The organism is Sphingobacterium hungaricum (genome assembly GCF_015210005.1).
Taxonomy (GTDB): Bacteria; Bacteroidota; Bacteroidia; order Sphingobacteriales; family Sphingobacteriaceae; genus Sphingobacterium; species Sphingobacterium hungaricum.
The window spans coordinates 40,690-60,266 of the sequence record NZ_MU158697.1; the positions used below are offsets into that span (position 1 = coordinate 40,690).

The following is a 19,577-nucleotide window of genomic DNA, read 5'->3' on the forward strand; positions in this document are numbered from 1 at the left end:
TTTAAAAATCTTATTGTGTTAAAAAGAATAGTTTAAGCCACCAATTACATTAAACCCTAATTTCGGATAATAATAATAACGTTGGTATTCTGTATTGAACATGTTATTCGCTTTCACGAAGATTCCCAATTTCTTAATTGCCTTGTATTCTGCACCCGCACTTAAATCAAAGAAACCGGGGATTGTGTATTTTGTATACGATGCGCTAGGTTCTGCCGGCGTCGTTGTTCCCATATTGGTATACGTGTACGCTCTTGCATAACTTTCACCGTGGAATAAAGCCTCCGCATCGATGTATAATTTCTCTGAAATATTGAAACGAGCTGTAGCCGCCAAACGCATTTTAGGCGTATGCCAAGCTTCTTCTTGAGTCGCTAAGCTGTATTCATCCCAGTTCAAGCGACCACCTAAGTTTACCAATTCCGACAGGCGGATATTGATTTCACCTTCTAAACCGAAATATTTAGTTGCTTTATCGCCGTCGCCATCATAGACCAAATCAAAACGGAATGGAGCTTCCATATCATTCACGAAGAAAGGCACGCCTTCCAATGTTTTGAACATGATTTTGGCTTTGTAGCCAAAAGTCGCTCCTGCATTCCCTTTAATACCCCCGAAGAAACTCAAGCGTTCAATGGTATTTTGGATATGTAAATCAGGTCCCAAATAAGGGTTTATCTGTGCTAAGTTTTTATAAGATGTTTTCTGCACATTTCCATTCACACCACCAAACAAATGGATGTATTCTGGAACTAAAGAAAAGTCAACTTCTGCCGAAGGGAAAATATTGAAGCGTGTGCTGTCTCCAAATTCAGAAACAATATTTGCTCCTAACGTAATCGCGTAATTCTGACCTTTGAAGCTGATGTACGGATTGATATTCGCCACTGAGTTGTTCAGTTTGCCATCGTTCAGGACATTATTCGTTCCTGAAATCGAGTTGACATCGACCGCAGCATTCAAACCAATATTGAAAGTACGTACTCGCTTATTCAAATAGGCCGATATCGCCACAGAATTTTCTTTCGCATCAAATTTGTCACCATACGAATAAGCATCCAATTTAGCTGAGTAGCTTAGTGCATCTTCGTTCGCTGGGTCAAATTTACTTGTTAATTCTCCTGAGAAATAAATATCGTTGAAGCGTTGCGCTTCGCGCGAAGGATTTAATGAAGTCCCTAAATCATCGACAGGTATACCGTAGAAATTTGTTGCGTAGCGGTTGTAGCCAATCAATCCATCCACAGTAAACTGCGGCAATATACGGCGACCGAAAATTCCGACTTCCTGACGGGAGAATTTTTGGTCTTCTAAAGAACCTTTTTGATTTAAATGTTTTACAAAACCACCAAAGCGAAGGTCTTCATAATCTTCTACTGCGAAATATGCTTCTCCGAGAATGGTATTGAAATTACCGATACCGAACTTCGCGTAGTTACTCGTGATGTCTTGAGTCTTCGTGAATGGCGTTTCCATCACATCCAGCTCTTTCAGACCCGTATTGATATCTAATTTTTTATCCGTAATGTTGTTGTATGAAAACTTCGGCATGTAACTGCGTTTGTTGGTCATATCCGGACTACGACGAATTTTAACCGCGTCGGCTAGAATAGGCTTATAGTCACGCACGACATCAAATGAATCTATAGTAACCGGTTTGTCGGGTCTTTCTTGCGCATAGCTTTCGAAACCCAAACCAAGCAATAAGGCTACAATAGCGTAATTCTTAAAAACTGTTTTATGCAACTTCATCATTCTATCCTATTCTATTATTTAAGTTTTCCTAAGCGTTCTTTTGCGGCAGCGATAATGCCGTCCGTCTGATTTTCATAATTGTCGATGATACTTTCTAGCGTAGTCTTCGCTTGGAAAGAATCGCCTTTGCCCGAATAAGCATCGGCCATTAAGATAAATCCTTTCGCAACCCAGTAATCGTAAGAAGAGAAAGAATCCGATATATCGAACGCTGATTTAATGGCTGTGTCGTATTGTTTTGCTTTGAATTGCTGTTCGGCAACTAAGTAACGTGCTTCCGCTCCTGTTTCTGTCTTGCTTTTTAACGCTGCCAAATTCAATTCTTTCGTTGCATCTGCAGTTTTGTTAGTCCCTAGATAAGCTTTGGCTGCATATAAATGCGCTCTCGCGATATCTTCTTCAGAAGATTTCTCGTAAGCTTTCACCAAATTCGCATAATTCAATGTTTCCGTGTAATCTTTGATATTGAAATAACTCATCAATAAATTATTGATTGCAAATCCATAGTTGGATTTGTATTCCGAAGTCAATTCCAATTTCTTCAATACCTGAACGGCTTCATTGTAAGCTTGATTTCTCAAATGCAATTTAGCAACACTCACCAAAGTCTGTTCGGTGTACGCACTTGTCCAGTCATTCATGATGATGTTGTAATCATGCAATGCTTCTTTGTCTTTACCTAAAGCCGCTAAACTTTCAGCACGAACAAAACGTGCATGTTTCTCATGAATCGCTTTCGGGAATTTATCGAAATAGGCATTGACTGCTTCAACTGCACCTTGGTAATTTCCACGGTCAAATAATGTACGAGCAATCGAGAATGTATGTCCATCTTGTTCGGATGTACTCAAATCTCCAATGTTTGTGCTTGTCGCGTAGCGAATGTAACCTGTAGCATCTCCTTTATCCAAAAAGATATTCTCAATGGAACGCATCGCTTGCTTCGCTTCATCGGTTGTCGCATACTGGTCAACTACACGTTGAAAAGTCGCTAAAGCCGCGTCGTTGTTATCTTGATTGTATTGAACCAAACCGATAGTCACTAATGCTTTTGGCACGTAGCTGCTTCGTGGGTAAGATTCCACCATTTTCTGAAGTCCTGAAATCGCTTGGTCGTATTGATTCATTAAGAAATACGTGTACGGAATTTCAAAAGCAACGTCATCTGCATAATTTGATTTCGGGTATTTCTGAATTACCGAATTCAACGTGGCAATCTTTGTTTGGTTATCGCCTTGCAATCCTTGAATAATTCCTCGCTGGAACAACGCATAATCTTGACTTTGCGCGTTCGAAGAAATTAGTCGGTCGTAATAGGTCATTGCTCTGCCGTAGTTTTTCAAGGCAAAGTAAGAATCCGCTAAACGAGCGATTGCATCGTTGCGGGTATTGATTTCAATGGCTTCTTTACTTCCTGTCGATAAGAAACGTTCGAAGTAGTTGGCTGATGTGGTATAATTATCTGCTCTGAAAGCTGCGTAAGCCAAAGCATAATTTGCATAATTGTACACATCTGTATTTCTTGCAGCTGGCAATTGCATGAAACGATTGAAACTCGCTACAGATTCTTTGTATTTCCGTACTTCATACATCGCTTCTGATTTCCAATACATCGCTAACGCATAAATTTCCTCGTCATAACGATTCGCTTCCGAACGCATAAATAGGGATATCGCATTTTCAAATGCGCGCTCGTTGTAGTATTCCAATCCGCGGTAGTAGGTTACTTTTTGGTATGCTGCATTCGCTTCTCTGCCTCTATTCGGAATAGTTTCCAAAATATCAACCGCAGAACGGTAGTTTTTGGTGCTCAACAGAACTTCCGCTAACAATGTCTTTGCTTCTTCTTGTCTTGCTGACGCTGGGTATGTGCTCAAATATTCTTGCGTAGATTCCAAAGCAACTTGATGGAATTCCAGCTCGTAAGAAAGTTTCGCATAATTGAACAAACCTTCTTCTTTCAATTCGGGGTCGAAATCCAGTTTTGAAGCTCTAAAGAATGCATTGCGCGCGCTTTGCTTGTTTCCTGTTTTTAAGAATGCATCTCCAAGTGTAATCATCGCACTTTGGTAATATGCATCTGGTTCGTCCAGTTTTTCCAATTCAGAAATTGCCTTCTCATAATCGCCCAACTTGTAAGCGATGTAACCGATTTGGTAACTGTCTTGGTTATTTTGAGTTTTTCCTTGGTCTTGTGCCTGGAATTTATCGTAGTATTGTTTTGATTTCGCTAAATCACCTTTGATGAAATAGGTAGCTGCAACAATACGGAACATGTCCGTTTCATTTTCTTGTTTTGTACGCTCCAAAATTGGAATCGCATAGCTCAATACGTCATCATAGCGCTTATCTAAGAAATACAAAGCCGTAATGTAATATGGATAGCTATTCTCGTAGGTTTTCGAACCATTTAAGCGTTCGAATTCATTCAAAGCCGTTTTGTATTCCGCATCCAAATACGACAAGTACGCGTAGTAATAAATTGAAGCTTCTTGGTATTGGCTCTTTTGGTCTTTTAGCTGCTCAAATAAAGGTTTTGAAGCTGCATATTCATTCGTCATAAATAAGGCATAGCCTAACTTAAAACGATATTCGATATTTTCAGAACCTGCTAGGTTTTTACTGTCGATTTTATTGAACCATTCGATGGCTTTTGGATAGTCTTTTTTTGCATAATACGAACGTCCGATTTGGAAATACGCCGCTTTTGCATTCGGGTTTACCGGATAATCTTTAATGTATTTTAGGAATAATCCTTCCGCATCCGAATCTCCCAATTCCAAAGCGCACACAAGCTGGTAATAGCGTACATTTTCTTTTAATAAAGTAAGCTCTTCCGTTTCGTCTAACTGCAAGGTCGATTTGGTTCTGATATTTTCAACACGGTCAAATTGTTTTGCAGCAGAACTATATTTTCCGCGCTCGTACAATTCCAGACCCGTTTTGTATGCTTTATTAATGTCTTGCCAAGCAGACTGCTGACCAAAAACAGGCATAGCAAATAAACTTAATGCAATCCCAACTTGGTAAATTTTTTTATACATAGTGTTCAATTAATCCTATCTATTTTTAGTAAAAAGTCGTTATAAATTATGGTTGTCTATTCATCAAAATAATAACCAGGTTTTAGGGTACACTTCCTACAACTTACGAAAATAAAAGTAAAGTACTAAGATTTACTCAAAAGTTCTTAACATCTGTTAATAACTGTAATTATAACGCAATTTTATAAGAAAAAAATATGCGTCATAAAAATTAAAAACTAAGAAAGATTGAAAGCGTCTAGCCTCTTTTGCCTGCCAATAAATAGAGTACAGCCATACGGACCGCCACACCATTTTCAACCTGGTCAAGTATTATCGAATGTGAGCTATCAGCCACATCGGAAGTAATTTCGACGCCACGGTTGATTGGTCCAGGGTGCATAATGACAATCTCTTTATTCAAAGAATCCAAGATTTCTTTATTCAATCCGTAGAGCATTGAATATTCCCGAAGGGATGGAAAATAAGCGATGTCCTGGCGTTCGAGCTGTATGCGTAACATATTGGCTACATCGCACCATTCCAATGCTTTTCGGAGATTGTGTTCTACTTTGACACCTAGTGAAGAGATATATTTAGGGATTAAGGTCGTCGGTCCGCAGACCATAACTTCGGCACCCAATTTTTGAAGACAAAGAATATTCGATAGCGCAACGCGCGAATGCAATACATCACCGATAATGGCGATTTTTTTCCCAGCGACATCACCCAAGCGTTCTTTGATGGAAAAGGAATCCAAAAGCGCTTGTGTCGGATGCTCATGTGCTCCATCTCCAGCATTCACAATCTGTGCATTGACATGCCTGCTTAAGAACACACCTGCTCCAGAGTATGGATGGCGCATCACAATCATATCCACTTTCATCGCCAAAATATTGTTCACCGTATCAATCAACGTTTCGCCTTTGCTCACCGATGAAGAAGAAGCTGCAAAATTCACAATATCTGCCGAAAGCCTTTTTTCAGCCAGTTCGAATGACAAGCGAGTTCGGGTTGAATTTTCGAAAAATACATTGGCAATCGTAATATCGCGAAGCGAAGGAACTTTCTTTATTGGTCGATTAAGAACATCCTTAAAATTAGCTGCAGTATCCAAAATGAGCTGAATATCATTCTCATTTAAGTCCTTAATTCCTAATAAATGGCGTGCGCTTAGTTGTTCAGTGGACATAGGGTGTGCTAGGTATTTATTTAATTATTTTTGCTGAGTTTCATTAATCAAAACGATGCTATCCTTATTATCAATCTCGTTCCAGCTGACAATCACTTTTTGAGAATCAATGGAATCGACTTGTATGCCGATGTAATCTGGCTGAATAGGAATCTGACGTGAGAACCTTCGGTCGACCAACACCAACAATTCGATGGTTTGCGCACGGCCAAAAGCTTGAACAGCATCCATCGCCGAGCGGATTGTCCGGCCAGTCCAAAGCACATCATCCACGAAAATGACATCTTTCCCGTCGATAATAAAATCGATAACGGTACTGTTTGCCAATAAGGGCGAAGCACCTTTGGTTCGGAAGTCGTCTCGGAAAAAAGTGATATCTAAAATTCCAGACTGCACATCCACATTGATTAAGGATTTGATTTCTTTGACCAAACGGTTAGCGAGGTAAGTGCCGCGAGGCTGAATTCCGATAATCACTGCATTGCTAAAATCACCGTGGTTTTCGATTAATTGCTGACACAACCTTCGAATGGTTATTTGAAATTTTGGACCGTCTAACAAAATCGACTGCTTCATTCTGTATTAAGATTTTCAGATATGTATGGACATTTTATACTGAAAGTAGGATTTGATTGAGTGGATTAGGTATTCTAAATTCGATGAAGAGAATTTAAAACCGCTATTTTCTAACACAAAATATCATCCTTACAATTCGACACAAATATAACACTATTAATGGCAGCACGAATAATTTTCAACAGGTTTTTGTCCTTTCGCCGTAAATAATAGTTTAGCAATTCAACCTGATGAAAATCCATTTTCAACAAAAAAGCAGCTTATTTCTAAGCTGCTTTTTTGTGTATTTATTCTTGAGCTGCTTGCTCGAACAAATATCGATACGTTTCAAAAATCGAATTGACTTCCTCTTTTAATTTCGTTTCATTTGTTGAACTCAACACCTGTTGGTATCGTTGAATTGACGCCAAACCAAAACGCATGTTGCGGTATTCTAAATTTGGCTGCGTCTCGGCAATTGCCATGTAATACGCCATGTTCTCCTTTAAGAACTTCAAATTGCGTTCTACAATTTCATTCGCCTTTTTCGTCTCTCCTACTTTGTACATCGCATCTATCAGCGTTGTGTAGCTCATTACTTCGGACATCAAATACGCTCTTTTCGGCATATTGTCATAAGCGTGATTCACTACTTTATGCGCTTCTTCTTTCTTGTTCTGTGCTAAAAGAATTTGTGCAGTCTCTCCAAAAATATTACCTACATACATGCTGATGTAACGGTACGAATCTGGGTCGATGTATTTTGCATGTCCAATATTTCCCCATTTATATTTGTTAACGATATTATCGTATGTTTGGTCCACATTCGATAATGCACTTGCATCTCCGTCAGCTAAACCAACATTGATTGGCATCAATCGCAAAGCGAAACCTTCAGAAACCAAATAACGGTCTAAGCCCATGTAGTTTTCTTCTGGAGTTGTTGTCGTGAAATAAATCGGTCTTTTCCAATTGTTGTTTGCTAAAATTGATAACATTGACAATTCAGCACGGCTAACGTAGTTCAGGCTGTAATTCCATTGCATGGTGTCAACAATTTCACCTTGCCATTTTGAAGGAACGACATTGTTCGCTAACACAGCCGACTTATCAATCTTCAATTGCATTTTTTTAGTTGGCAATAAATTGACCAATTCTCCATTTTGCAATTGTGCTTTGTTTTGAGGATTGTCCGACAGCATCAAGGTCAGTAAATCTTGAATATCGACATAGCCTGGGATGTCGTGCTCGCGGTAATAAATTACATCGCGGACACCGTCCTTGATTTTATCTTTATCAATATTGATTGGCAATGCATCGGCATTGTTGACTTTTTCCATTGCTTGGCGCATGTACCAATCCGAGCTCAATAAACTCAAATTGACTACACGAACGTCCGTACGGATTCCTTCAACTTCCTGCGCATACCAAAGCGGATAGGTATCATTATCACCATAGGTGAATAAAATAGCATTCGGCGCACAAGACTCTAAATAATTGATGGCCATGTCGCGTGCTAAATATTTTTCAGAACGGTCATGGTCGTTCCAGTTTTCTTTCGCTAATAAAACTGGACCAGCCAATAATCCGACAACCGTAGCGGCAATACCGGCATTTTTGGCGTTTAATTTTTTACTCAAGAAATCAGCGATTGCCAATACGCCCAAGCCTACCCAAATTGAGAACGCATAGAATGAACCCGCATAGGCGTAATCCCGTTCCCTAGGTTGCAAAGGTGTCTGATTCAGGTAAAGCACAATTGCTAATCCTGTAAAGAAAAACAGCAATCCTACGACTGTGGCATCTTTTTGGTCTTTTCCAAAATGCCATACTGCACCTAATATTCCCAAAATCAATGGAAGGAAGAAATAGGTGTTGCGCGAAGGGTCTGTTTTTTCTGATTCAGGTAAATCATTCTGTCCGCCTAAGCGAATATTGTCGATGAATTTTATTCCTGAAATCCAATTTCCTTCGGTGAACGAGCCATGGCCTTGTTGGTCATTTTGGCGTCCAACAAAATTCCAGAACAAATACCGCCCATACATCTGGCCGATTTGATACCCAAAGAAAAACTTCAAGTTATCCGTCATAGTTGGACTTTCGTTTGGCCCTAAGTTCAAGAAGTCACGGTAATAATCGACATGCTTTTCACTGTAAATCCGAGGAAATAAAGTTTCTTTATCGTATTTGTATTGAGATTTCTTTTTAGCGACAACATATTTTTCGCCGTCTTTGCGATACACATTGCCAGCATCTTCAACGTCAATCGGCTGTGCATCAAAAAAGCGTCCTTTGAACAATGGCTCATCACCATATTGCTCGCGGTTTAAATAACTTAAAAATGTAAATGCATTATCGGGGTCACTGTTATTCAATGTTGGGTCTGCTTTTGCACGAATCAAAATCATTGAAAATGAACTATACCCTAGAATAATAAAACTCAAACTTAATAAAGCGATGTTCAAAATCGGCTTTGCTTTTTTGATGGAATAAAATATTCCATAAGCAATTCCGCCAATAACCAAAATCGCGAAAAATGCTGCGCCAGAACCAAATCCCATGCCCAACGAATTCACGAAGAACAAGTCGAAGTAAGCTGCAAATTTGATTAAGAACTGGATAACGCCCCAAAGAATCAGACCTAAAACTACGACTCCGATTAACAGCGCTTTAAATGCACCGCCTGTCGTTACTTGTTTCGAACGTTTGAAATAAATCAATAATGCGATTGCAGGAATCACCAATAAATTCAATAAGTGGACTCCAATCGACAATCCCATCACATAAGCGATAAAAATCAACCAGCGGTCGGCACCAGGCTCATCCGCGCGTTCTTCCCATTTTAATATCCCCCAAAAAACGATTGCTGTACACAAAGAAGACATCGCATAAACTTCCGATTCGACGGCTGAAAACCAAAATGTATCTGTAAACGCATAAGCTAATGCGCCGACTAATCCGGCACCCATAATTTGAATCAAGTTCGCTTGAGAAAAATCAGCACCTTTATTGATGTGTTTGAAATATTTTTTTGCTAACGCAGTAATTGTCCAGAATAAAAACATAATGGTCAAACCACTACAAACTGCAGAACCAATATTCATCCAATACGCAATTCGGGCTGTATCTCCGAAAGCTAGGTTAGAAAAAACATTTTGTATCATTAAGAACAATGGAGCTCCAGGCTGATGGACAATCTGCATCTTGTAAGCAGAAGCGATAAATTCTCCTGTGTCCCACCAGCTTGTTGTTTTTTCAGCAGTTAAGACATAAGTCAATGTGGCTATTATAGCACATAACCAACCTAAAAGATTGTTTATTTTCGTATAATTCATGTTTTTTGGATATTCAAATTAAAATTACGCTTCGAAATTAACGATTAGAAGCTTAGAAACGAATTTTATTATCAATTTTTAACAGCGTAGAACAAAAATAATTGGCATATCCGAACAGTTAAAGCATTCGGCGAAGCCGTGAAATAAAAAATATTTGATTGAAAATCAGCGATAGTAAAGGATAATTGTAAAAATATTTTTGCAGGAATAAAAAAACCGCCTTATATTTGCGACACCAAAACGAAAAACATCTTGTTTTCGTGAGGCATGTTTGCCCGATAGTATAAGGGTAGTACGACAGTTTTTGGTACTGTTTGTCTTGGTTCGAATCCAGGTCGGGCAACATTAAAAAGAGAATTACTTCGGTAGTTCTCTTTTTTCATTTTCAGACTTTTAGCCAAGCCTTCACTCTTTTCGAATAAGATTTAAAATAACTGAAACATTTATATAACTTTGTATCGAACAAGCAACTATCGTTTCGATTTATTACGATACAATTTGTTTTTAAAGTAAGAGAATTCGTTTAGCATTTTAAATAATCATTCAATACAAATAGTTCATTTCTAATATTACTCAAAATCCAAACACATGCCCTTGCAATTTAATACGGTTAAGTTATTTGCCGGTTCAGGAACAGTTCATTTAGCAGAACAAATTGCTGATTCTTATGGAAAGCCACTTGGCGACAAAACATTATCCGTTTTTAGTGATGGAGAAATCCAGCCCTTTTACAACGAATCTGTTCGTGGAAGCGATATTTTCCTGATTCAATCTACCAATCAGCCTACCGACAATCTGTTGGAATTGTTGTTGATGATTGACGCAGCGAAAAGAGCATCTGCTCACTACATTACAGCAGTTGTTCCTTATTTTGGATATGCGAGACAAGACCGTAAAGACAAACCACGTGTAGCAATTGGCGCAAAAATGATTGCCAATTTGATTACTGCCGCTGGAGCTTCACGCATTATGACAATGGATTTGCACGCTGCGCAAATTCAGGGATTTTTTGACATTCCTGTAGACCATTTAGATGGCTCGATTATTTTCGTTCCGTACATCAAATCATTAAATCTTCCGAACTTAACGATAGCTTCTCCAGATATGGGTGGTTCTTATCGAGCAAGAACGTTTGCTAAATTTTTCAATGCAGAAGTCATTATCTGTGATAAAAGACGTAAACGTGCGAACGAAATCGAATCGATGTCGATTATCGGAGATGTTACCGGACAAGATGTGGTATTAATCGATGACATTTGTGATACAGCGGGTACATTATCTAAAGCTGCGGCTTTGATTATGGAAAATGGTGCGAATTCCGTTCGCGCGGTCTGTACACATGCTGTGCTTTCTGGAAAAGCATACGAAACAATCGAAAACTCCGTACTGAGCGAAATGATTGTTACAGACACGATTCAATTGAATCCAGAAAAAGCAAAGTCTTCAACAAAAATCAAAGTATTATCAACGGCAAGTCTGTTTGCTGGAGCGATAAAAAATGTCAATGAGCACGGGTCTATTTCCCACTTATTTGAAATTGAGTAAGATATATCAAAATTCAAGCGAAAGCACCTCCGAAAAGAGGTGCTTTTTTATTTTAAAATGCTCATCTTTTTTAATATTTTGCAACATGATGAAGTCACACAGCAAAATATCGATTTTTACGTTTTTACTGACAATTGGATTCTTTTACACACAAGCCCAAGTTGTCGGAAAAAAGAATGGCGTTTCTTTAAATTATGGGATAAGCTCTTCGATTTACACCAATCAGTCTATCGGAGTTCCGGGAGTTGAGGGCTACGCGCATAATTTTGGATTACATTACAATCGCTATTTCAGCATGGGTCTATCATTTGAAACTGGCGTTCGATATTCTCAGAATTCGATGGATGTGAGCGGAATTAATGAAGAAGGAAATCGCTTTGAGTACAACGGCAAATCGTCTTTTATTCATGTTCCTATCTTGGTGGAGTATGAATTTCTAACATACTTATTTGCGCAATTAGGCCCAACCGTTTCGATTCAGTTAAATAATGACATTCGGAACGAATCAAATAATGAAGTTATGGAGATGAACCAATCTGGAGTTGGAATTTGGGGTGCGTTCGGGGCTAAATTTGGGATAAAAAATTATGAACTACGTGTTTACCCGTATTACCACGCCCAATCTTTAATTCCATTCGGCTCTGACGATACAAATTACACGTTGAAAAATGCAGGCGGTAATGTAAGTTTTGCCTATAAATTTTAAGCGTTTTGCACTAATTCTTGATGCAGATTTGGCAGAGGTAAATGCTTTAAAAACAGAAGCATGATTTTATTTTTACTTTCGAAATTGAATCACTATCTTTGCACCTCAAATTAATAAAATAAAAAAATGAAATCAATTGCTATTAGCGGTTCTCTAAGAGAGAACGTAGGGAAAAGAGATGCGAAAGGATTGCGTTACCAAGGATTAGTTCCTGCAGTTCTTTATGGTGGGGAAAAACAAACTCACTTTTCTGTATCCGCAGCTGATTTGAAAACAGTTCTTTACACTCCAGAAGTTATCTTTTTAGATTTAACTATCGACGGTAAAAAATCAAGAGCTATTGTTCAAGAAGCGCAATTCCACCCATTAACTGATTTAGTTACACACATTGACTTCTTAGAACTATCTGATTCAAAAGAAGTATCAATCAACATTCCTATCAAATTAACTGGAACTTCTCCAGGTGTTAAATTAGGTGGTAAATTAGTTCAAAAATTACGCAGCTTACGTGTTAAAGCGTTGCCTAACAACTTGCCTCAAGAAATTGAAGTACCTTTAGAATCATTGGAGGTTGGTAAATCTTTCCGTGTTGGTAAAGTAGAATTAAAAGATGCTAAAGTATTGAATAATGCTGATGACACAATCGTTTCAGTTATTATGTCACGTGCTTTACGTCAAGCTGAGCAAGAAGCAGCAAAAGCTTCTAAAGGCGGTAAAAAATAAGTTTAATTTAGTTAAACTTTCAAAGGCATCGATTTTTCGATGCCTTTTTTGTTAAAGTTAACCTAACATTCATTTAACAATATCCCTTCAAATACATTCCAAATCGGCTCCATTAACTGGATTTTAAGTTTATTAACAACAACTTAATATTAGGTACTTATTGCCTTAACATTCGTTCTTTACTTTTGTAACAATGAATCAAAGGCTTATAACATCTGTTTTATTCTTCTCATTAACTTTAAGTTTATTGTTTTTATCGTGCAGTGACCAAGCACACACCATAAAGATGAAAGGCTCTGACACAGAGGTCAATCTAGCTGTTAATCTAGCTGAAGAATTCTCAAAAGAAAACAGCGATTTCAGCATTGCAATTTCGGGCGGCGGTTCGGGTTTAGGAATTACGTCCTTACTGAATGGTCAAGCCGATATAGCAAACTCTTCCCGCCCCTTGACAGAAGAAGAAATTCATTTATTCGAAGGAAAAAACATCAAATTGAAAACCATCGTTTTTGCGGAAGATGCAACAGCTTTTGTCGTTCATAAAGATAATCCACTAGATGAAATTGATTTAAAGACTTTGGCTAAAGTGTTAGACGGAAACCAAAAAACCTGGAATGAAATTACAGAACTGAATTTGCCAATTAATATTTACGGACGTCAAAGCAGTTCGGGAACCTATTCGTTTGTACGCAAAAAACTAGGCATTGCATTCAGCCAATCCGCCAAAGAAATGACTGGAAATGCACAGATATTGGAAGGTATAAAAATCGATAAATCAGGAATTGGTTACGTCGGTGCTGGCTACATTGCTGCAAATGCGGGAGCAAATCAAGGCATCAAAGTTTTAAAAATCAAAGAGAATAACACCTCTGAATCCATTTCTCCTTTAGACCAACAAGCTATCCGCGATAATAAATATTTTTTTCAACGTCCACTATTTCAATTTGTCCCGGAAAAATCCTGGGCAAAAGTTGAACCTTTCATTAACTTTGAAATGGCTTCTGAAGGCAGAAAATTAATTGAAGCTTCAGGCTATTACGTACTTGATAAATAAAAAAATGCAGTACAAAAAACGAATTTTCATCGATACAGTTGCTAAGCATACGTTCAAACTAACCGGCTATTTAGTCTTGGCTTTGTTAGGCGGTATTTTTGGCATGTTGCTTTACAATGCAATATCCTTCTTTGCTGAAGTACGCCCTATCGATTTTTTGACAGACCGCGAATGGAACCCGACCGCAAACGAGCCGATATACGGAATCCTACCTTTGATTATCAGCACATCGCTGGTTTCATTTGGAGCCATGCTGATTGCGATTCCGTTAGGAATCGGAACCGCAGCATTTATTTCTGAATATGCCAGTCCACGATTAAAAAACATATTGAAGCCTTTAGTCGAAATGCTAGCCGCAATTCCTTCTGTTGTTATTGGATTTTTGGGAATTGTATTAGTCGGTCCTCAAATTGCTGAATTTGCGAATTTACCGAATGGATTAAATGCCCTGAATGGTTCGATTTTATTGGCCATTATGGCTTTGCCAACAATCATCACAATTTCGGAAGATGCGATTCATTCGATTCCGAAAACTTACCGCGAGGCCAGTTACGCATTAGGCGCATCCAAATGGCAGACCTTATTAAAAGTAACCATTCCTGCCGCAGCGCCTGGAATTATCGCTGCTGTCATGCTTGGATTGGGAAGAGCAATCGGTGAAACCATGACTGTCTTGATGGCAACTGGCAATGCATCGCTGTTTCCATCGGATTTCTTTGATTCAGTCAAAACAATTACAGCGACCATCGCCATTGAAATGGGCGAAGTTCCATATCAAACAACACATTATTTTGCGCTGTTTGCGATTGCCATTGTCTTGTTCTTCATGACCTTGATTGCCAATCTGATTGGAGAATATTTTATAAACCGTTTTAGAAAATACCATGCAGCTTAAGTTTAAAAAATTAACACCGATTGTTGAATGGGGAACGCTGCTGTTAACCACAGGCTTGGTTTGCTTTTTCTTATTCGTTATTCTTTATGATATTATTACCAAAGGCTGGTCGGTTTTATCATGGGAATTTATTAGCAAATTACCGACTCAGGGAATGACCAAAGGAGGCGTTTTATCTCCGATTATCGGAACTGTCCTTCTTACGTTATTAACTGCTGTTTTTTCAATTCCCTTTGGAATATGCTGTGCAATTTACTTAAATGAGTACGCACAAAATAACTGGCTGACACGGACAATCCGTGCATCCATTCGTAATCTTTCGGGCGTTCCGTCGATTATTTATGGTTTGTTTGGTTTAGCATTGTTTGTTCAAGCCATGAGCTTAGGAACTTCCATTTTATCTGCGGGTCTGACATTGGGTTTGCTTTCGCTGCCTTACATTATTACGACTACAGAAGAAGCGCTATTGAGAATCCCAGCAAGTACGCGCGAAGCCGCTTTGGCTGTAGGCGCGACGAAATTCGAATCGATTAAAGACGTCGTGTTGCCATCGGCTTTGCCGGGAATATTGACGGGCGTTGTATTGACTTTATCGAGAGCTGCTGGAGAAACCGCTCCCATCCTATTTACTGGAGCTGCATTTTATATCAACAGCGCCTCCGGCGCAATGAACCAAGAATTTATGGCTTTGCCATACCACTTATACATGTTATCAACACAGCACCAATCCATCGAAGAAGTAAGGCCGATTGCCTACGGAACAGCTTTGGTATTGATTATCGTTGTGTTCTTAATGAATTTAACTGCTTTTTACATACGTTATAAATACAGAAAAAATGATCAATAATCTTTCGGCAAAAAATCTAAATGTGTGGTTTGGAGAAAAGCACGTATTGAAAAACGTTGATGTAGAATTTCCAAAAAATCAAGTCACTGCATTAATCGGCCCATCGGGTTGCGGAAAAAGTACTTTATTGCGTTCATTTAACCGCATGCACGACCTTTCGCCAGATGCCAAAATAGAAGGAACGTTGACAATCGACGATCTTAATCTGTACCAAAAAGATATTCCGGTCACGGATATCCGCAAGCGTATTGGAATGGTTTTTCAGAAAGCCAATCCTTTTCCAAAAAGTATTCAAGAAAATATTGCTTATGGTTTGCGCATTAACAATTTAAGCTACAACCAATCCTATATCCAAAAAGCATTAGAAGAAGCCTTTCTTTGGGATGAGGTAAAAAACGACCTTAAAATGCCTGCGACACGGCTTTCAGGAGGACAACAGCAACGCTTATGTATTGCTCGCGCGGTTGCTTTACGTCCGGAAGTAATCTTAATGGACGAACCTTGTTCTGCTTTGGATCCAGTTAGCACATTAAAAATCGAAGAACTTATTCATAAGTTAAAAGAAAAATATACGATTGTCATCGTCACGCACAACATGCAACAGGCTCAACGCGTTGCCGATAAAACCATTTTCATGTATTTAGGAGAGGTAAAAGAAGAAGGAAAAACCTACGATATCTTTAACAATCCAGTAAATGAAATCACCAAAAACTACATTAGCGGTCATTTTGGGTAGGGTTAGTATATAGTAGTTAGTATATAGTATTTAGAAATGGCTAGCTATCAAATCTTGTCGGATTAGATTTCGAAATATTTAGCATGCAGTTGCATACAAATAAAAATATTGAATAGCTGATCGTTAAGGAATAGATGTGTCTAGTTCCCTATTCTGCAAAACGATACTAAACCCTAGATTCTAAATACTAATATCTAGATACTAAATACTAAAATCTAAATACTACTTTTGCAATAATGAATTATTTAATCGTAGGCTTAGGAAATATAGGTAAAGAATATGCAGATACGCGCCATAACATCGGTTTTATGGTCGCTGATGAATTGGCGAATCAGGCGGGTTCATCCTGGTCAACATTGAAACTTGCTTTCTATACTGAGTTTAAATTCAGGGGAAAAAATGTATTCGTGATCAAACCAACTACGTATATGAATTTGAGCGGAAAAGCTGTCAATTATTGGATGCAACAATTGAAAGTTCCGATTGAAAATGTTTTGGTTATTGTTGATGATTTGGCTATTCCATTTGGCTCATTGCGGATAAAACCAAAAGGAAGCGCTGCTGGGCATAATGGCTTGCGCTCTATCGAAGCACTTTGTGGCGGACAAAATTATCCTCGTTTGCGATTTGGAATCAGCGACAATTTTACTAAAGGACATCAAGTCGATTATGTGCTTGCACCATTTGATAAGGATGAACAAAAAGAATTGCCAGCTTTAATCGAGGATGCTGTAAAAATGTGTCAGAGTTTTGTGAGCATTGGAATCGGATTGACGATGACCAATTTTAATAAATAAAAAAGCCGCAGGAAGAGCTTCCAAACGGCTAATTTTATTAACTAAACAAATTCTTCTGCTATTGATTCTTGATCAGAAAATAGCCTTTCAATATTTCTGTTTCTGTTCCTTTTGACTTTTCAAGAACATAATAATACCTACCGTCTTTCAGATCGCCACCTTTCCAGTTATTCTTGTAATCCGTATTGGTGTAAACAGCTGAACCGGAAGGCTCGGTTAACGTAATTTTCAGCTTTTCGTTTGAAGCTTTTTTGAATGCCAATGGCTTAGTTTTACTTACGACATAGCCTTCATTGACATCATTTGAATTGAAATTAGCAGATGCGTTTCTACTCCCATACCCAGTAACCACAACTGAATTGTTTGAGGTACCTGTCGGTTTACCCTGAACAACGACTCCATTGACTTTTGTAGCTACTAGTATAACCCCTTCTTTTGCCTTTTCGCCATAAATGGCTGTTGCGGATGCATCCTTTAAAATAGAAACCGATTCTATATTATTTGGATCTATTGTTTTGAAATAATCTGATGAAGTTTCCTTTCCGTCTATAATGTACAGCGGTGATTTAGAAATTTTGCTGGTATCGGACTTTGTAGAGATTCTTATTCCGGTAACTTTTCCCCGAACCTGCGGTGCATCCGTATTTCCTTTTGTTGTAATTTTCACCACGCCATTTGCCCCCTTGCTTCCATACAGAGTTTCAGCACTCGCATCTTTTAAAACCTCAATATGTGATATTGCATTTGGGTCGACATGGCCAAGATCAGAACTAATTTGTTCGACACCATCTACAATTAATAATGGCTGAACGGTCTTTTTTGTGCCACGAAAAAGTATTTGAGCTCCCATATCTGTTGAACTTTCAAAAATTACAGTATCTAACCCTTCGTTATTATTTGAAGTGTATGTATAATTAAAAGTTGACTTAACAACGGTATCCTTCACTTCCTTCACATTTTCCTTTACAACAGTATCTGGTACCGCTTCAAATGTCGTTTGAACCGTTTGGCTTAGATCTTTTGAAATCGCTTTGAAATCTGTTTCTTGAGCAACTTGGACAACTTCTGCAATCTTTGCATCAGCGGTATCAATCGTAAATGCTCCTGCCGTGAATATGAAAAGTGGGAACAAAAAAGCATACTTGCTCAACTCCAATTTGGACGATCGTTTTTTATTCATCATTGTAATGCGTTTTTTTAATGATTTAAAATTAAATTGATTACTAATGCCTATCGCGATACCTTGCTTGGTCACATTCAACAGGCTGTATTGATAGGTCTGTTTATCGAATCCTTTATTCAGCACGTGCTGATCGGTCAGGAATTCCAAATTTTCTCGAACAGCATTGCGCATCAGCCATACGAATGGATTGTACCAACAACATATTAATACCATTTCAAACAATAAAATATCGATCGTGTGAAGGCCTTTCACATGAATATCTTCATGTTTAAAAATATCTTGCAACTCCAGCTCTTCGTGCTGTTGTTTATTGACGTAGATTTTTTTCAGAAACGAAAACGGGACAATAGGAATAAACACATTTCGGTATAAATATTCCTGCCATTTTGCGGGTTTCGAATTTAAATGAATGCGAAGCAGGCTGACCATCTGCATCAGGAACTTCAGCGTAAACACAAGAATTCCAAATAACAGCAAACTTAATAGAATGTTATCCAGCGTAAACATGGATCTCGCTTCCGCATTAAAAAATCCTTCAGGAATAAATGAAACGTATTCACTAATCGGTTCGATATGCTTTTGAAATAATGCTTTTAAATCTAAAAATGGATAAGTAAAAGCAAACACGACCGATAGCAAAAAATAATTCCTATTCGATTGATAAAAGGTAAGTTTTCTTAGCAGAAATCGATAGCCTAAATAACTGATTGCTAATAAAATATTTACCTGAATAATATAAATTAATAACGCTTCCATAAGTTTCTTATCCTTTCTTAATCATAGCAATTATTTCTTCCAATTCCTTAGCCGACAATTTCTCTTCTTTCACGAAAAAAGAAACCATTTCCTTGTAGGAATTCTTGAAATAATCATCCACAAATGAGTTCATGAATTTGGCTTTATAATCTTCCTCAGAAATGATCGGCTCGTATCTTTTTGCATTCGCATACCTCACCGGCTTCACATACCCTTTCTTCTCCAAATTCTTTATCGTTGAAGCCAAAGTCGTATAAGGTGGCTTTTCTGTTTTTAGATTATCCAATATTTCTTTTACAAATCCGCCATTCAATTGCCAAATGGACAACATGGCTTCCTGCTCTTGAATTGTTAACTTTTCCATATTAATTACTAATTATTCACAATATTACGAAAAATTCGTAAACAAACAAAAATAAAATATTTTTTTATCGATTTTTAGCTTTCGATCTGTTCGATGGTATTAAGTTAAAAT

15 protein-coding genes and 1 tRNA gene are annotated in these 19,577 nt (G+C 38.1%); 9 read left to right on the top strand and 7 right to left on the bottom strand.

The window, feature by feature from the left end; translation table 11 throughout:
* Window positions 1-18 precede the first annotated feature (18 nt).
* The 5 genes from C4F49_RS00165 to C4F49_RS00185 all read right to left on the bottom strand — a co-directional run bounded on the left by C4F49_RS00165 (window position 19) and on the right by C4F49_RS00185 (window position 9,860).
* Entirely contained in the window at window positions 19-1,755 is a 1,737-nt protein-coding gene (locus C4F49_RS00165; RefSeq protein ID WP_196933809.1) for a TonB-dependent receptor, read from the bottom strand.
* A 14-nt stretch (window positions 1,756-1,769) separates the two neighbouring features.
* On the bottom strand, window positions 1,770-4,799 hold the full coding sequence (locus C4F49_RS00170) for a tetratricopeptide repeat protein (protein WP_196933810.1): 3,030 nt from the start codon (window positions 4,797-4,799) through the stop codon (window positions 1,770-1,772).
* 238 nt (window positions 4,800-5,037) lie between these two features.
* On the bottom strand, window positions 5,038-5,970 hold the full coding sequence (locus C4F49_RS00175) for an aspartate carbamoyltransferase catalytic subunit (RefSeq protein WP_196933811.1): 933 nt from the start codon (window positions 5,968-5,970) through the stop codon (window positions 5,038-5,040).
* Window positions 5,971-5,994: 24 nt separating this feature from the next.
* Complete coding sequence (gene pyrR, locus C4F49_RS00180; protein WP_196933812.1) at window positions 5,995-6,546, bottom strand: bifunctional pyr operon transcriptional regulator/uracil phosphoribosyltransferase PyrR; 552 nt, start codon at window positions 6,544-6,546, stop codon at window positions 5,995-5,997.
* 287 nt (window positions 6,547-6,833) lie between these two features.
* Window positions 6,834-9,860, bottom strand: coding sequence for a glycosyltransferase family 117 protein (locus C4F49_RS00185; protein ID WP_196933813.1), 3,027 nt, complete (start codon window positions 9,858-9,860; stop codon window positions 6,834-6,836).
* A 272-nt stretch (window positions 9,861-10,132) separates the two neighbouring features.
* Here C4F49_RS00185 and C4F49_RS00190 point away from each other — a divergent pair.
* The 9 genes from C4F49_RS00190 (at window position 10,133) to pth (ending at window position 17,163) form a co-directional block, all read left to right on the top strand.
* A tRNA-Gln gene (locus C4F49_RS00190) sits at window positions 10,133-10,203 on the top strand.
* Window positions 10,204-10,448: 245 nt separating this feature from the next.
* Complete coding sequence (locus tag C4F49_RS00195; protein ID WP_196933814.1) at window positions 10,449-11,405, top strand: ribose-phosphate pyrophosphokinase; 957 nt, start codon at window positions 10,449-10,451, stop codon at window positions 11,403-11,405.
* 85 nt (window positions 11,406-11,490) lie between these two features.
* Entirely contained in the window at window positions 11,491-12,111 is a 621-nt protein-coding gene (locus C4F49_RS00200; protein ID WP_196933815.1) for an outer membrane beta-barrel protein, read from the top strand.
* A 126-nt stretch (window positions 12,112-12,237) separates the two neighbouring features.
* The gene (locus C4F49_RS00205; protein ID WP_196933816.1) at window positions 12,238-12,834 is read left to right on the top strand and encodes a 50S ribosomal protein L25/general stress protein Ctc; all 597 of its coding nucleotides are present in this window, start codon (window positions 12,238-12,240) and stop codon (window positions 12,832-12,834) included.
* A gap of 193 nt (window positions 12,835-13,027) precedes the next feature.
* Window positions 13,028-13,888: a PstS family phosphate ABC transporter substrate-binding protein gene (locus C4F49_RS00210; RefSeq protein WP_196933817.1), complete on the top strand. Its 861-nt coding sequence runs from the start codon at window positions 13,028-13,030 to the stop codon at window positions 13,886-13,888.
* Window positions 13,889-13,892: 4 nt separating this feature from the next.
* Window positions 13,893-14,783, top strand: coding sequence for a phosphate ABC transporter permease subunit PstC (gene pstC / locus C4F49_RS00215; protein ID WP_196933818.1), 891 nt, complete (start codon window positions 13,893-13,895; stop codon window positions 14,781-14,783).
* Window positions 14,773-15,630, top strand: coding sequence for a phosphate ABC transporter permease PstA (pstA, locus tag C4F49_RS00220; RefSeq protein ID WP_196933819.1), 858 nt, complete (start codon window positions 14,773-14,775; stop codon window positions 15,628-15,630). Before pstC ends, pstA begins: the two co-directional genes overlap by 11 nt.
* Entirely contained in the window at window positions 15,620-16,366 is a 747-nt protein-coding gene (gene pstB, locus C4F49_RS00225; protein ID WP_196933820.1) for a phosphate ABC transporter ATP-binding protein PstB, read from the top strand. The genes pstA and pstB overlap by 11 nt, the downstream gene beginning before the upstream one ends.
* A 236-nt stretch (window positions 16,367-16,602) precedes the next feature.
* Entirely contained in the window at window positions 16,603-17,163 is a 561-nt protein-coding gene (pth, locus tag C4F49_RS00230; RefSeq protein ID WP_196933821.1) for an aminoacyl-tRNA hydrolase, read from the top strand.
* A 58-nt stretch (window positions 17,164-17,221) separates the two neighbouring features.
* On the opposite strand, the gene C4F49_RS00235 is transcribed toward pth, so the two are convergent.
* The gene (locus C4F49_RS00235) at window positions 17,222-19,102 is read right to left on the bottom strand and encodes a TonB-dependent receptor plug domain-containing protein (RefSeq protein ID WP_196933822.1); all 1,881 of its coding nucleotides are present in this window, start codon (window positions 19,100-19,102) and stop codon (window positions 17,222-17,224) included.
* 7 nt (window positions 19,103-19,109) lie between these two features.
* The gene (locus C4F49_RS00240; protein ID WP_196933823.1) at window positions 19,110-19,466 is read right to left on the bottom strand and encodes a BlaI/MecI/CopY family transcriptional regulator; all 357 of its coding nucleotides are present in this window, start codon (window positions 19,464-19,466) and stop codon (window positions 19,110-19,112) included.
* Window positions 19,467-19,577 lie beyond the last annotated feature (111 nt).